Source organism: Shewanella inventionis, assembly GCF_014641855.1.
Taxonomy (GTDB): domain Bacteria; phylum Pseudomonadota; class Gammaproteobacteria; order Enterobacterales; family Shewanellaceae; genus Shewanella; species Shewanella inventionis.
Map to the genome: position 1 here is coordinate 1 of NZ_BMII01000007.1, position 14,643 is coordinate 14,643.

At 41.2% G+C, this 14,643-nt stretch carries 14 protein-coding genes and 1 pseudogene; 5 read left to right on the top strand and 10 right to left on the bottom strand.

Features of this window, described 5'->3' with window-relative positions; genetic code table 11:
• The 5 genes and pseudogenes from IEW93_RS05235 to betI form a co-directional block, all read right to left on the bottom strand.
• The coding region (locus IEW93_RS05235) for a transposase family protein (protein WP_188737669.1) at nucleotides 1-202 on the bottom strand (202 nt) is incomplete at its 3' end.
• 76 nt (nucleotides 203-278) lie between these two features.
• Nucleotides 279-1,241: pseudogene (locus tag IEW93_RS05240) on the bottom strand (BCCT family transporter); the annotation flags it as partial.
• 214 nt (nucleotides 1,242-1,455) lie between these two features.
• Complete coding sequence (gene betA / locus IEW93_RS05245) at nucleotides 1,456-3,138, bottom strand: choline dehydrogenase (protein ID WP_188737672.1); 1,683 nt, start codon at nucleotides 3,136-3,138, stop codon at nucleotides 1,456-1,458.
• Nucleotides 3,139-3,152: 14 nt separating this feature from the next.
• A complete protein-coding gene (gene betB, locus IEW93_RS05250; protein ID WP_188737674.1) occupies nucleotides 3,153-4,619 on the bottom strand; it encodes a betaine-aldehyde dehydrogenase in 1,467 nt (488 codons plus the stop codon).
• A complete protein-coding gene (betI, locus tag IEW93_RS05255) occupies nucleotides 4,619-5,215 on the bottom strand; it encodes a transcriptional regulator BetI (RefSeq protein ID WP_188737676.1) in 597 nt (198 codons plus the stop codon). Before betI ends, betB begins: the two co-directional genes overlap by 1 nt.
• Nucleotides 5,216-5,766: 551 nt before the next feature.
• On the opposite strand from betI, the gene IEW93_RS05260 reads away from it, so the two are divergent.
• Nucleotides 5,767-6,291 carry a NifB/NifX family molybdenum-iron cluster-binding protein gene (locus IEW93_RS05260; protein ID WP_188737678.1) on the top strand — a complete coding sequence of 175 codons (525 nt, stop codon included), beginning with the start codon at nucleotides 5,767-5,769 and terminating at the stop codon, nucleotides 6,289-6,291.
• Here the strand turns inward: IEW93_RS05260 and IEW93_RS05265 are convergent.
• Complete coding sequence (locus IEW93_RS05265) at nucleotides 6,288-7,610, bottom strand: sigma-54 interaction domain-containing protein (RefSeq protein ID WP_223417410.1); 1,323 nt, start codon at nucleotides 7,608-7,610, stop codon at nucleotides 6,288-6,290. The genes IEW93_RS05260 and IEW93_RS05265 overlap by 4 nt on opposite strands.
• A gap of 240 nt (nucleotides 7,611-7,850) precedes the next feature.
• Between IEW93_RS05265 and IEW93_RS05270 the strand changes: the two genes are divergently transcribed.
• From IEW93_RS05270 to IEW93_RS05280, 3 genes are all read left to right on the top strand, one after another.
• The gene (locus tag IEW93_RS05270; RefSeq protein WP_188737680.1) at nucleotides 7,851-9,137 is read left to right on the top strand and encodes an NAD(P)/FAD-dependent oxidoreductase; all 1,287 of its coding nucleotides are present in this window, start codon (nucleotides 7,851-7,853) and stop codon (nucleotides 9,135-9,137) included.
• Entirely contained in the window at nucleotides 9,134-9,769 is a 636-nt protein-coding gene (locus tag IEW93_RS05275) for a Tll0287-like domain-containing protein (protein ID WP_188737682.1), read from the top strand. Before IEW93_RS05270 ends, IEW93_RS05275 begins: the two co-directional genes overlap by 4 nt.
• 225 nt (nucleotides 9,770-9,994) lie before the next feature.
• A complete protein-coding gene (locus tag IEW93_RS05280) occupies nucleotides 9,995-10,861 on the top strand; it encodes an MBL fold metallo-hydrolase (RefSeq protein ID WP_188737684.1) in 867 nt (288 codons plus the stop codon).
• 191 nt (nucleotides 10,862-11,052) lie between these two features.
• Here IEW93_RS05280 and IEW93_RS05285 read toward each other — a convergent pair whose 3' ends face one another.
• The 4 genes from IEW93_RS05285 to IEW93_RS05300 are packed head-to-tail and all read right to left on the bottom strand — an operon-like array spanning nucleotide 11,053 to nucleotide 13,809.
• On the bottom strand, nucleotides 11,053-11,457 hold the full coding sequence (locus IEW93_RS05285) for a rhodanese-like domain-containing protein (RefSeq protein WP_188737686.1): 405 nt from the start codon (nucleotides 11,455-11,457) through the stop codon (nucleotides 11,053-11,055).
• A gap of 15 nt (nucleotides 11,458-11,472) precedes the next feature.
• Entirely contained in the window at nucleotides 11,473-12,222 is a 750-nt protein-coding gene (locus IEW93_RS05290; RefSeq protein WP_188737688.1) for a sulfite exporter TauE/SafE family protein, read from the bottom strand.
• A gap of 16 nt (nucleotides 12,223-12,238) precedes the next feature.
• On the bottom strand, nucleotides 12,239-13,108 hold the full coding sequence (locus IEW93_RS05295; RefSeq protein ID WP_188737690.1) for an MBL fold metallo-hydrolase: 870 nt from the start codon (nucleotides 13,106-13,108) through the stop codon (nucleotides 12,239-12,241).
• 59 nt (nucleotides 13,109-13,167) lie between these two features.
• Complete coding sequence (locus IEW93_RS05300) at nucleotides 13,168-13,809, bottom strand: peroxiredoxin (RefSeq protein WP_188737692.1); 642 nt, start codon at nucleotides 13,807-13,809, stop codon at nucleotides 13,168-13,170.
• A 436-nt stretch (nucleotides 13,810-14,245) separates the two neighbouring features.
• Between IEW93_RS05300 and IEW93_RS05305 the strand changes: the two genes are divergently transcribed.
• Nucleotides 14,246-14,608, top strand: coding sequence for a hypothetical protein (locus tag IEW93_RS05305; RefSeq protein ID WP_188737694.1), 363 nt, complete (start codon nucleotides 14,246-14,248; stop codon nucleotides 14,606-14,608).
• Nucleotides 14,609-14,643 lie beyond the last annotated feature (35 nt).

Below are 14,643 nucleotides of genomic sequence, written 5' to 3' on the forward strand. Positions count from 1 at the left end.
TACCATTTTCAAAAGAGACAAATTTGCGCAACCAATCGAGACGGTCGTGTCCAAAATCCTCAATTTCTTCCCACCCTTGGCAGCCAGCAATCACAGCGCTGAGGGTAAGGAATAGGATATCAAAGAGCTTATGGACAACTTTACCTTGTTGACGAGGGTCATCAATGCTTGAAAAATATTTGAATAGCTGTAGTTGAGACATAGATTAACTTACTTCTTACAAAAAGAAGTATAAGATCACAAACTCAAGTCAAGGTAAAGCTTCGTGATCTTGCCCTGGTGTACAAGCGAACCAATGAATCTAATGAGTTAATCACAAAAGTAATGCCAACGATTACCATTGCAAGGTTATAAAATCCAGTAGTATCAATACCATTAGCGCTATAGTAATAAAGCACAGTAAACCAAATTGCAATTGGAATAGACGGGAAGACCATCATCGCCAGTAGTACTTGATAGGTTTTCATGCCGCCAACAAAACGTGAGGTAAATTGGCCAATCATGATGCTCCAGGCAAACCACCAAAATAGATAAAACTCGTGGTAATCATTCATTGGCAATACAAACTCATGCATATTGGCAAAGTAGCCGCCAATTAATGCAAAGGTGTTAAAAAATTCGCCAACGCTTGAGTCTTCACCCAAAAATGCCCCAGACCACATAAGGGCGATTAAGCCAAAGAATAACCAAGTACTGGCAAGGCTTAAGTAACGTACATATTTAATGCTGGTACTTGAGTATACCGCTGCGGCAATCACCATAAATACGATTAAATAAAAGCTACTCACTAGCGATTCGCCATCACCTAGGTTGGGCAAATACCAGGGTAGGTTGGTTAGCAATAAATACGCAGTAAAGGCGCAGGTACCAATAATGACTAGGTTATTAATAAACTTTATTAATGGTATTTCAAAATACTTCACTCTTGGTTCTATCACACAAAAATAGAAACAGGTTAAAAAGTAAAATGCCCAAATTAAACAGGCCCAAAAGCCAAACTCAATGGCAAGTGGATTAGTAAAACCGTATTCAGGGCTGGCGGCTAAATCTGCATACCCCGCAAATTCGGTTAGCGGGAACATAATCAGTCCCACATCTAAACCAGAGGTAAATAAAATCGCAATAAAAGTAAATTTACGCACCGGCGTGACGCCAATACATTGCATATTACCCCAACGATAAATCACAAATGCGATGGCGGAAAAAGTAAATAAAATGCCGATTGATAACCAGGTAGTCATTACTTAGCTCCTGCTTTTATTGTGCGTGCAAACATAGTGTTAGCTCCTTGTTGCATGTTTATATTTCGCCATAGAACAATTTTTAAAGACAATCACGCCCTCAAGCCTTAAATATCGCTGTCGATAGTTAAATCCTGATAGATTGAACTTGGCTTAAATTGACCATTTACAAATATGTAGGTTGGCCAGTTACCCATAAAACGGATGATATTAATTAACTCAACGCTCTCTTTGGCGCTTGCTGGCGTTGTTGCTGTTGCCAATCATTGGCGAGCGTCACGTTGGCCAAATTCGGTGCTAATAGCTTGTTACCTAAAATTATGTCGGCGGCGCGCTCTGCAACCATAATGGTGGGTGAATTTAAGTTACCATTTGGGATGGTAGGGAATATTGACGAATCCACAACACGTAATCCTTTAATACCATGGACTTTGGTTTCTGAGTCCACTACAGCCATATCATCTTCGCCCATTTTGCATGAGCAAGATGGGTGATAAGCACTCTCAACTGATCTGCGCACAATTGCATCGATTTGCTCGTCAGTTTGAACGGCTAGCCCAGGCTGAATTTCTTCACCACGATATTCATCTAACGCCGGTTGATTAATAATCTCGCGGGTTAAACGCACACATGCTCTAAAGCCTTCAATGTCATCTTGATGTGATAAATAATTAAACTGGATCTTAGGCGCAACCTTGGCATCATTTGAAACCACGGTGACAGCGCCACGACTTTTTGGCTTGTTATGGCCAATGTGAACCTGAAAACCATGGCCTGCAAAGGCTTCTTTACCGTCATATCGCATTGCGGCAGGCAAGAAGTGATATTGAAGATCCGGCCATTCAAGCCCAGGTTTTGAGCGAATAAAGCCACAAGACTCAAAATGATTTGTCGCACCTAAACCTGATTTATTTACAATCCAGCGGGTACCAATGAATAATTTATTCAATGGATCTAATTTGCCGTTGAGCGAAATCGGCTTTAAGCACTTAAATTGAAAGTAAAACTCCAGGTGGTCCTGCAGGTTTTGTCCCACGCCCGGTAAATGATGAATGGGCTCAATACCGGCATCTGTGAGTGTTTGCTTATCGCCAATACCAGATAATTGCAAAATGTGTGGCGACCCAATAGAGCCTGCAGACAGCACAATCTCTTTATTGCACATCTCCTCTAGCATTTGGCCTTTACGCTCAAAACGTACACCCACAGCCGTTTTACCTTGCATTATCACGTTATGAACGAGTGCATGCGTTACAACAGTTAAATTGTCACGCTTCATTGCTGGGCGTAAATATGCATTAGCGGTTGACCAGCGCACACCGTTTTTAACCGTCATGTGCATAGGGCCAAAACCTTCTTGTTGGCTAGCGTTATAGTCGGCGGTTGCTAAATATCCGGCATCTACACCGGCATCAACAAAGGCCTGATACAGCGGGTTTTTCATCTCGTTACCGTTGTTAACCGCTAATGGGCCGTTGTCGCCGCGATACGAGTTGCCACCAAATGACCATGTTTCTGCTTTTTTGAAATACGGCAAGCAATGGGCATAGTTCCAGTCTTTAGCGCCGTGTTGTTGCCACTCGTCAAAATCACGGGCATGTCCACGTACATATACCATGCCGTTAATTGACGATGAGCCGCCCAACACTTTACCGCGAGGGCAATGCATACGGCGATCATCAAGATGTGGCTCAGCTTCAGTTTCAAACTGCCAAGCGTACTTTTTGGTATTCATCGGGATAGAAAGCGCGGTTGGCATTTGGATAAATATGCTTTTATCGCTACCACCGGTTTCTAATAACAACACCTGGTTTTTTGGATCTTCAGTTAAGCGATTTGCCAGTACACAGCCTGCGCTACCTGCACCGACAATAATATAATCGTATTGATGAGACATAAGTTGCGTCACTCCTAAAATGGGCTTTCAAGCGACTGCATACCAACGTATACCGCTTTGATTTGAGTGTATGCCTTTAATGTTTCGCTGCCATTTTCGCGGCCAATGCCCGACATTTTATAACCACCCACAGGCATTTCTGCAGGCGATGCGCCATAGGCATTTATCCAACAAATACCTGCTTGTAATTGGTGTATTACGCGGTGAGCACGGCTAATGTCTTGAGTAAATACGCCAGCGGCAAGGCCTAGGTGAGTATTGTTAGCTCGTTCAATGACTTCTTGTTCGTCATCAAAGGTTAATACCGACATTACAGGGCCAAAAATTTCTTCTTTAACTATGGTCATATCATCGGTGCAATCGGTGAAAATGGTCGGTGCAACAAAAAAGCCATGTGGGGCGTTATCGGGTTGTAACGCTGTGCCGCCAGTCAGTAGTGTTGCGCCTTCTTTTTTACCAATAGCGATATACTCAAGCACTTTTTGTTGATGACCTCGTGAGATCAACGCGCCAAAGTTGGTTTCAGCATCCATTGGGTCGCCGCAAACAATATTGTTTTCTGTGCGTTGCTTTAAGCGTTCAATAAATGTGGGGTACATGTCTTTTTGCACAAACACACGTGTGCCATTGGTACACACCTCACCTTGAGTGTAAAAATTGGCTAGCATGGCAGCAGACACTGCGTTTTCGACATCGGCATCATTGAAGATAATTAACGGCGATTTACCGCCAAGTTCCATGGTGACTTCTTTTAAGGTGCTAGACGCCGCGGCCATGACTTTAGTGCCTGTGCCAACTTCACCCGTAAATGACACTTTAGCGATATCATCATGGGTGGTTAACCATGCGCCCACACGGCCATCGCCTTGAACCACGTTAAATACGCCATCAGGTACGCCAGCTTGAGTGAATATTTCGGCTAAACGCATTGCACCGCGTGGGGTTTCTTCAGAAGGCTTAAAAATCATCACATTGCCGCAAGCTAAAGCTGGGGCCGCTTTCCAACATGCAATTTGTAATGGGTAGTTCCATGCGCCAATACCAGCGCAAATGCCTAATGGCTCGCGGCGGGTATAGTAAAAGTCTTCGCCAACAGGTTGCTGGTTTCCTTCAATGCTGGGGGCAAGGCCTGCAAAAAACTCAATTGAATCAGCACCAGTGACAATGTCGACCACGGAGGCTTCTTGCCAAGGTTTACCTGTGTCGAGTACTTCTCCCGCGGCAAGTTCGTCATTGTGCTCGCGCAATAAGGCTACGGCTTTTAATAAAATTCGGCTGCGTGCCATTGGGCTCATTTTTGACCATACAGCAAAGCCTGCTTTTGCACTGTCGATGGCGGCTTGTTTTACTTTATCGGTGGCGACTTCAACTAAATAACTCACACTGCCAGTAGCAGGGTTGATGACTTCGAAGGTTTCTCCGCTGCCATTTGAAATATATTGACCGTGTACATAATTTTGATAAGTGACTAACGCTGACATTAAATTTCTCCGTGTTGCACTAGTACTGCCTCTATAAAGGCTTTTGATAGCGTCTGGGCTTGCTTAAATTCTTGACTAGGGTTGCTGCTTAAGGCACTACGCAACCAAAAACCGTCAATGATTGCCGCGGTTTGCTTGGCGGCATTTACAGCCTCAGCCTTAGGCAATAATTGTTTAAATGAGTAGAGCAGATTGCTGTAAAGACGGTGGTTATTAATGTTTTGCAATCTTGCCAATCCAGGGTCGTGCATGGCTTGAGACCAAAAGCTTAGCCATGTTTTGGTGGCCGCATTTGAACGTTGCAGCTCGGTAAAGTTGGCTTCGACTATGATCGACAAGCGCTCTGGTGCGGTTAATGTTTTGCCTGACGTTTTCGCCAGTAAGGCTTGCTTTAACTCTTCTAGTAAGAATTTTAACGTGGCTTCGATTAACCCTTGTTTCCCACCAAAGTAATGACTGATGATCCCTGATGACATACCCGCTAACCCACTGATCGTGTTGATAGTGGTGTGCTGTAATCCATGACGTTCGACAGACATTAACGTGGCATCGATGAGCTGTTGTTGTCTGACGTTTTTCATTGCAGGTCTTGGCATAAATAACTCCCTTTTTATCGCTAGAACGTTATTAATTGAACGTTCAATTAATAACGATCCTAATGATTAGAGTTGTAACTATCAAGTGTTTATTTGATCTGGATCATAAAAAACACTCTTGACAAACGGTTTTAAAATTGTGCGGTTGTTAGTAAGTCATTGTTAATAAATAATTTATTTAAATTGAACTTAACGAAATACTAAAGTAATTAATTTTTAATTCATTTTAGCTGTAATGATTTGGCTGTTGCTATTTAAGTCAATCTGGTAATGACATTAACTTAGTAACATGGCACTGGCTGCTAAGTTGTGAAGCATTAGTTGGCATAGTCAGTTAAGCGACTCGTTAAATTATGACTTAGTGAGACAGTAGGCTCGGGCAAAGATCACACTTAATAAAATATAATTGGCATAGGCTATTAATGGGTATGTAAATTGCTTTACAGGTAATTGAGGGCAAGTTAACAATCATGCTAATGAGCCAGCGATCACTGACAAACTGAATAACACTCACTGAATAAAGCAGTACCAATACTGCAAGAGAGAATAAAATGATTACAGCCATACCAATAAAAGATGACCATATTGCCAGCCATTTTAGCCGTGCAGATAGCATGCTTATTATTAATGAACAGGCAGAAGTGATAACGCGTTTTGCTAACCCAGCTTTAGCTGCTGGCTGTGATGGTAAAAAACAACTATTGAATTTGATTGTGGCCCATGGCGCAGAGCGGGTTATTGTGCGAAATATTGGTCAGCAATTACTGTCTAAAATACTCAATCATCAACTGAAAGTGTTTCATGTAAAAAATGGCCGTACAACCATTGAAGATTTAGCACATAATCATTTACCACAATGTGAGCAATTTAGTGATGCGATACAAGGCAGACCATCAATGAAGCATTTAGCTAAACAAGCCAATGGTGGTTGTTGCGATCATGAACATGGTGAAGGTGGTTGTCATGGTGGACATTGCGACTCCCACGATCATCATGCAAGTGATATTGAGCGACCAGAGGGCATACACATGAAGCGGTGTTGCCAGAAAAAACATTCTTTATTACGACACAACTAATTTGCTACAGGCAGCTTTAAGCCATAACGTTGCAATTTTCGGTATAAGGTTCGTACGCTCACATTAAGCATGATGGCTAATTCAGCAGGCGAACCTTGATATTGTTGGCAAACTTTGGACAAATATTCTGCTTCAACATCATCTAAACTGATCACTGCAGTGTCGACAGCCTGGGCCTGATTAACTGTTGTTGTTTTAGAATGGGTAATGCTCTCGGGCAGATCACTTCTGTGGATAATATCTTCGTTTGCTATTAACGCAGATTGTTCAATGATATTTTTGAGTTCACGAATATTGCCTGGAAACGGATACTGGCTTAATAGCGTTAATGCATTGTTGGAAAACTTCTTATGTTTGTATTCTGATAATCTTATAAAGTGATTGGCGAGGACTGGAATATCTTCCTGACGTTCACGCAGTGAGGGCAGGTAAATAGGAAAACCCGCTATTCGATAATAAAGGTCGCGGCGAAATTCACCTTTTTCAACTAAATCGAGTAAGTTTTTATGGCTGGCGCTGACTAATCTAAAATCCGAACGTTTTTGCTTTAATCCCCCCACGGCACGATAACATTGTGTTTCTAATAACCTGAGCAGTTTAACCTGCATATTCATTGGAATATCACCAATTTCATCAAAGAACACTGTGCCGCCATGTGCGATTTCAATTAAGCCTTTTTTAGTGGTTGTTGCTCCGGTAAACGCGCCTTTTTCATAACCAAAAAGTTCGCTTTCAAATAAACTTTCGTTCAAACCGGTACATTCAATCACTACAAAAGGTTTTTCTTTTCTATTGCTTGCGGCATGAACCGCTTTTGCCACTAGCTCTTTACCTGCGCCTGTTTCACCCTGTAATAACACGGCGATATTAGACTGAGATGCCCGATTAATTTTATTGAGCATCTGTTTAAATGGCGCTGACTGGCCGATCATTGTGTCTTTTTTAGACTCGGTGGATGCATAGTCAATGGCATCTAAAATCTCAAGAAAACCCATGATTTTGCCGTTATCGCCTTTAATTGGTTTCATCAAAATATCGCAATACGATTTGCCATCAGTTGTATTGTGAATATGCACAGCATTTGCAGCTCGCGCAGTGTTTTGGCATTGCTGCAAGGGACATTGTTCTCCGTGTTTGTCACAAGGCTCATTACTGTGGTGCGATATCTGATGACAACGGCTTTGTCCTAATGTGACTTCAGTGTCATAGGTTTCGAGGTAGGCTTTATTTACCGCATGTATAACATAATCAGGCGTGATAAAGATGGCAGGTTTATCAATTGCATTGATCATCGACTGTACTACGGTGGTGTTTTTCATAAGGATAGGATCTTTTTTACATATAAAGTGTCATATTTATCATCAAAAATGACATTTAGTGTCATTTTTGTCAATTGCTTTCCCTAGCAGATTTAGATTATTTCTAGCAACACTTTTTAACTTATTGTAAATGTTGCTATTAATATTTATTTGTGACATGGCACAAGCTTTGTATAGCAATAGTTTACATATCTCTACAAATAATCACGTTTATAGAGAAGGTCAATGGAGCGTAATGCAATGGCAAAAATTGTAGTACTAGGTGCTGGTACAGGTGGCATGCCTGCAGCTTATGAAATTAAACACCTGCTGGGTCAAGAGCATCAAGTGTTGATGGTTAATGAACGAGAGCATTTTCGCTTTATTCCTTCTAACCCTTGGGTGGCTGTTGGTTGGCGTGAGCCTGATGCGATAAGCATTCCTATTGCTAAACATTTAGCCAAAAAACACATTGATTTTATCTGTGCTTTTGTCACTAAAATTGATGCTGACAACAACCAATTGATCACCGCTGAACATGACGTTATCGATTACGATTATTTGGTGATTGCCTCTGGGCCCAAATTGGCATTTGATACAATTCCTGGGGCAGGTCCAGAGCACTTTACTCAGTCAGTTTGTTCTCTTGAACATGCTTTATCTTGTAAAGAAAATGTTGATGCACTTATTGCTAACCCTGGTCCAGTTTTAGTGGGAACATTTCAAGGTGCGAGTTGTTTTGGCCCTGCTTATGAATATGTGTTTATCCTCGATAAGGTATTACGTGATGCCGGCATAAGAAAGCACGTACCCATCCAATTTATTACCAGCGAACCTTATATCGGGCATTTGGGGCTTGATGGTGTGGGTGATTCTAAATCGATGCTGGAATCAGCATTACGCCAACGAGATATAAAATGGATATGCAATGCCAGCGTTGATTACATCGAGAAAGACACAATGCATATTGATGAGCTAGATCGCAAAGGTAATATTGATTTTAATCACGCGCTCCCCTTTAAGCATGCGATGTTTATCCCGCCGTTTGTGGGTATAGATGCTGTGGCAAATGTTGATGGCCTGTGTAATAAAAAAGGCTTTGTGATTACCGATGAGCATCAGCGTTCTATCCGATATGGCAATATTTTTGCTGGTGGCGTTTGTGTTGCCATTCCTCCGGCTTCAACGACCCCCGTGCCAACAGGAATGCCGAAAACCGGTTATATGATTGAATCGATGATGACTGCAATAGCACATAACTTACACAACATTATTGTGAAAAAGAGCGAACCTACAAGTAAAGGCACCTGGAATGCTATTTGTATTGCCGACATGGGAGATACGGGTGCAGTGTTTATTGCCATGCCACAAATTGCTCCACGTAATGTGTCCTGGTTTGCAACAGGCAAATGGGCACACTTAGCCAAGATTGGCTTTGAAAAATACTTCTTATCGAAAATGAAGAGTGGAAGTAGCGAACCACTTTATGAAAAGTACGCACTAAAACTAATGGGAATAACACGTCTAGAAGAGGAAGATGACAAATGAAAAACATAAACTGTTCACAGGTTAAGTTAATGACGCTAAGTACAGTGACATTATTGGCAAGTTTGAGTTCAACCGTAAATGCTGAGTCATTTACTGAGCAACAACAACTTGAGCAACAAGCAAACCAAAAAATTGCAGAGTTTAGCCAGGCATTAAAAGGGCAATTACAAGCGGCAATTAAACAAGGTGGACTCCCTGCAGGCGTGTCAGTTTGTCAATCTGTTGCTCCTTCTATTGCAGCACAGAATTCAACTGATGGTTGGGTCTTAAAACGTACCAGTTTACGCGTGAGAAACAGTAATAACAGCCCTGATGCATGGGAGTTAGCGCAATTAAATCAGTTTGAGCAAATAAAAGCTGCTAGTGTGCCGCAAACACAAACTCCCATTGTGTCTAGTGAATATGTTGCTAAGGGGGATACCACAACCTTTAGGTATATGAAAGCCATCCCCACACAAGAACTTTGTTTAGGTTGCCATGGTAGCAATATTACTCCCGAGCTAAGTACATTGATTAAGCAAGCTTATCCAGATGATAAAGCGATAAACTTTGAATTGGGCGATATACGCGGTGCATTTTCATTGCAAAAAGTCATTGGCACTCAAGAGCACAGTATCACCGCAAAACCTTAACAAGGTTTACGATTTATTATCGGGCTGGGATTAAAATGTTTGGCCCATAGAGCATTTATCAATATTTTGCGGTTATGCAGACTCTTTGTTGCGAAGTTAGCCGCAGTTTATTGATGCATTATCATTTACTATTTTACTGACGTTAGCATCACCTCAATAGGTTCCATAAATAGGCCTAATGAGGACTTGCAAAATCATTGTGTATTTTATTGCGAGTGTATAAACATGAGTAAAATCCGAATTGATCCATTTTATCATCAAAGCAGCCAGTCAATCTGTTATGTAGTAACAGACCCCGCCTCGAGACAAAGCGCCATAATTGATCCTGTTTTAGATTTTGATATCAGTTCAGGTAAAATTAGCACTGAGTTTGCCGACAGTATCATAGACCACCTTGATAAACATGATTATGAGCTTGAATGGATTTTAGAAACTCATGCCCATTGCGATCATATCTCCGCTGCTTGTTATATTAAGCAACAACGAGGCGGAAATACGGGGATCGGTGAGCATATCGTAAAAGTTCAACATATGTTTAAGCGTATTCTTAACTTAGATGATAACTTTCATTGTAATGGTGATCAGTTTGATCACTTATTTATCGATGAAGAATTGATCAAACTCGGTCACCTAGATGTCCATGTGATGCACACTCCTGGACATACTCCAGCGTGTGTGAGTTATTTAATTGAAGATGCAGTATTTGTAGGAGACGTGCTTGCACCTCCTGAGGTGGGGACTGTTCATCAGGACTTTCCTAATTGCAGTGTGACAACCTTATATCAATCTATACAAAAAATATTGGCTTTGCCTAATAGTACACGTGTGTTTGTGGGTCATAATCCGAATTTAGTTCATACTCAAAAAACAATATATGAAACCTCAATTATTGCGCAAAAACGCACCAATAAAGTGGTGGGTGGCGAGGTTGATTTACAAGAGTTTGTTAAGTTACATCAACAGCAACATAACGATGCCGTCATGCCGCAATTATTATTGCCTGCTATACAGCTCAATATTAGAGCGGGTCACCTACCGCCGCCTGAAGGCGAAGATAATTATTTTCTAAAAATTCCACTCAATCAATGGTAAAGGCACTGCTAAATGTTCAGTTATTAACGATGAATAATCAATTCAACAATAAAAATGAGCCATAAATGGCTCATTTTATATGCACTAATACTGACTCACTGATATAGATTTTTCCATCTTCATGCTGTCTTAACTTTATAGGTTTTGTTTATCGCTTTGAGTTAAGGTTTGTTAAGATTTCAAGCAGTAAATCATATTTTATGCGGTACTACAGGAAAACCATCTTGTTGCCACTGCATCATGCCACCAGCAACCGATAACGGTTTGGTAAAGCCCATATTTTGTAATGAGGCAGCAGCCAATGCCGAACGTCCACCGGTACGACAAATAAGATATATCTCTTTATCTGCTAATTCATTCAAGGCTAACACCCATTCACAATGATGACTCACTGATGGATGCTCATGAATTTTCATTTCTAACACCCCGCGCGGCAAATTAATTGCGCCATCTACATGTCCAGTCAAAAACTCTTCATGTTCACGCACATCAATAATAATCACTTCTGGGTTTAACATTGCTGACAGCAATTGTTGTGTTGAGACTTCAATAATGTTGCTTTTAACTTCACTAATATATTGTTGTGCAGTTTTCATGTGTACCTCGTGAAACTAAATAATGGATTGAGTGGTAATAAACGTCGCCATTACCACTAAAAATACGGCGAATACTTTTTGTAAAATCGCTTTTGGGAGATATCGAGTGAATTTTCCTCCAGCCAGGCTGCCAATAAAGCCACCGGCAATCATGACGGCGATAACCGGCCAATCAAATTGCACGCCCTGAGCTGAAAATAAGTTGTAATACTTAATAAACCCGATAGAAGAGTTCATGGTGATAATTAATAAACTGGTGCCCACAGCTAATGTCATTTCAATACCGCCTAATAACACCAGAGCAGGGATAATTAAAAAGCCACCACCAACACCTACAAATCCGGTTACTACGCCTACTAATAAACCTTGCAGTAATACATTTGTGAGAACCAATTTCCCTTGAGTGAGGCTGTTAGTTTGTTTGCGCCACATCATCACAGCGCCAATCAGCATTAACGCAACAAATACACTGAGTTGAATTTGGCTTGTTGCAAAGGTGCTCATCCAAGCGCCGAGATATGTACCCGCCATTCCAGGAAGGCCAAACATCAATACATGCGTCCAAGAAACCCGCTTTTGTTTAATGAAACTGATACTGCTAAATAAACTGATGGCGGCAACGATACAAAGAGACGATGCAATAGCGACTTCGGGCTGCATACCCACAAGGTATAACAGTACTGGCACTGTGAGTATTGAGCCACCAGAGCCTAGCATGCTCAATACTAAGCCAATCACTAACGCACCTAAAACAGCTTGTATCATATTGACAACCTTAGTTTTAAAGTAAGTTGATTGGTACTTTTAAGTACACGGTGCCATTGTCTTCAGGTGCGGGCATATTACCTGCACGAATGTTGACCTGAATTGATGGCAATATCAGTCTTGGCATGGGTAAGGTGGCATCGCGCTTTTGACGAAGTTCGACAAAATCTGCTTTATTTATGCCATTTTTGACATGGATGTTGTGTGCTTTCTGTTCGCCGACCTGAGTTTTAAATTGATGGTTACGACCCTCTGTAGGGTAGTCATGACAAACATAAATATCGGTTGAGTCTGGTAAACTAAACAATGATTGAATCGAGTCATATAAGGTGTTGGCATCACCACCAGGGAAGTCGCAACGTGCCGTGCCGACATCTGGCATAAATATAGTGTCACCTACAAAAGCAGCTTGCTCATTAATGACATAAGCGAGATCGGCTGGAGTGTGCCCAGGGGTATGCATGATACGAATGGCCATATTGCCGACTTGCAATAATTCGTTATGTTTGAATAATCGGTCAAACTGGCTGCCATTGGGTAAAAAATCACGTTCTAAATTAAAGACTTTTTTAAATGTTTGTTGTACTTGAGTGATATGTTCTCCAATGCCAATTTGCCCACCAATTTGTTCACGAATATAACTGGCAGCAGACAAATGATCGGCATGTGCGTGAGTCTCAAGTATCCATTTAACACTTAACTCTTGGCGTTTAACCCAATGCATGACTCGTTGAGCACTGCGTGTGTCTGTGCGCCCAGACTTATAATCAAAGTCTAAAACCGGATCAATAATGACCGCAAAACGGGTGGCATTATCTGCAACCACGTAAGTAAATGTTTCGCTGTCATCATCTAAAAATTCATGAACGCTAAATGTTGAGTTCATTACAAACCTCCTTTACAAATGATGCACAGGGGTCGGGGGAGCCCCTGTGCAATAATGGATTAAAGAGACTTTTTGCTGAAGTACCAATCAACGTAGTCGAACCCTTGGCCTAAACGTGCTTTTGCATCGGCTGTTGTTGCTGGTGGTGGAACAATCACGTCGTCACCAGGCTGCCAGTTTTCTGGGGTTGCTACGGCATTGGCATCGCTTGTTTGCAGTGCTTTAACTAGGCGTACAAATTCATCGACTGAACGGCCGTTACTCATTGGGTAGTACACCATCGCACGCAGTACACCTTCTGGATCGATAATGAATGTGGCTCTTACTGCAGCGGTATCACTAGCACCTGGTTGGATCATGCCGTATGCTTTGGCCACTTCCATTGATAAGTCAGAAATGATTGGGAAAGTAATTTCAACACCAAAGTTTTCTTCAATGTTGCGTACCCAGGCAATGTGAGAATGGATACTGTCAATTGATAGGCCTAATAGTTCGGTATTCAATTGCGCAAATTCTTCAGCTCGTTGTGCAAACCCCATAAACTCAGTAGTACATACTGGGGTAAAGTCAGCAGGGTGAGAGAATAAAACTAACCACTTACCTTTATAATCATTCAATGAACGCATACCGTGCGTTGTTTTAGTATTGAACGCAGGTGCAGGGCGGTTAAGTTGTGGAAACGAAACGATTGATTCAGTCATGTTATTACTCCAAATGGTATTAAATTAAGGATGTTTTAAATCTGAAAACTAGATTACAAACATACTTTGTAATAGCAATGGCTGGGCCAACTTTGGGTTTTTTCAACAAATGAGTTAATTAAATATCTAACCAACTGTTTTATATGGATAATGTTTTTACGTTTTTTTATTGGTGTCATTGTTGATGTAATGTATTAGCAATAGGTAATGCATAGTGTTTGTCACAAATGTCAATTACTGTATTATTTGACTGTCATATATGGCATTAAGTTGATTTACATTCATCAATGATGCAAACGTTACTGAGATGAACCGCAAAATGGTGACTAATCATAGAAGTTTAGATTATTGATTTGGTTAACCACTGTTTTTGAACGTTTTGTTTTAAGGAGTATTTAGTGCAAAAATTGGAATTGGCTTAGGGGCGATATTAATATTGTTAATCAGTGGATGTTCATCTACTGACAAGTCAGAACTCAAAGAAGTGGCGAAAGTTGAACAAAATAATCCTTTGAAGGTAAAGGATGCATTAATTGCCACTTTCGTTAATGCGCCAGAGCCACAAGTAGGGACGCTACAAGAAGACGTTAAAAATGCGATATCATCAAATTCAGCGTTAATCCTTCAACAAAGTGACAACCTTATTGTTGCAAGGTTTAATACCAAAGGTTCCCCAATAGCATCAATATACCAACATTGTGATTTAGCATATCATTTTTCATCATTAAAGCTTGCTCTTGGCCCCTATGTCACTGGAGATTGTCGTTCAATCGTTATTGAAGCAACTAAAGTAGATTAAATATAGGGTAGCTGGAGGTATTAGCGTCCAGCCAC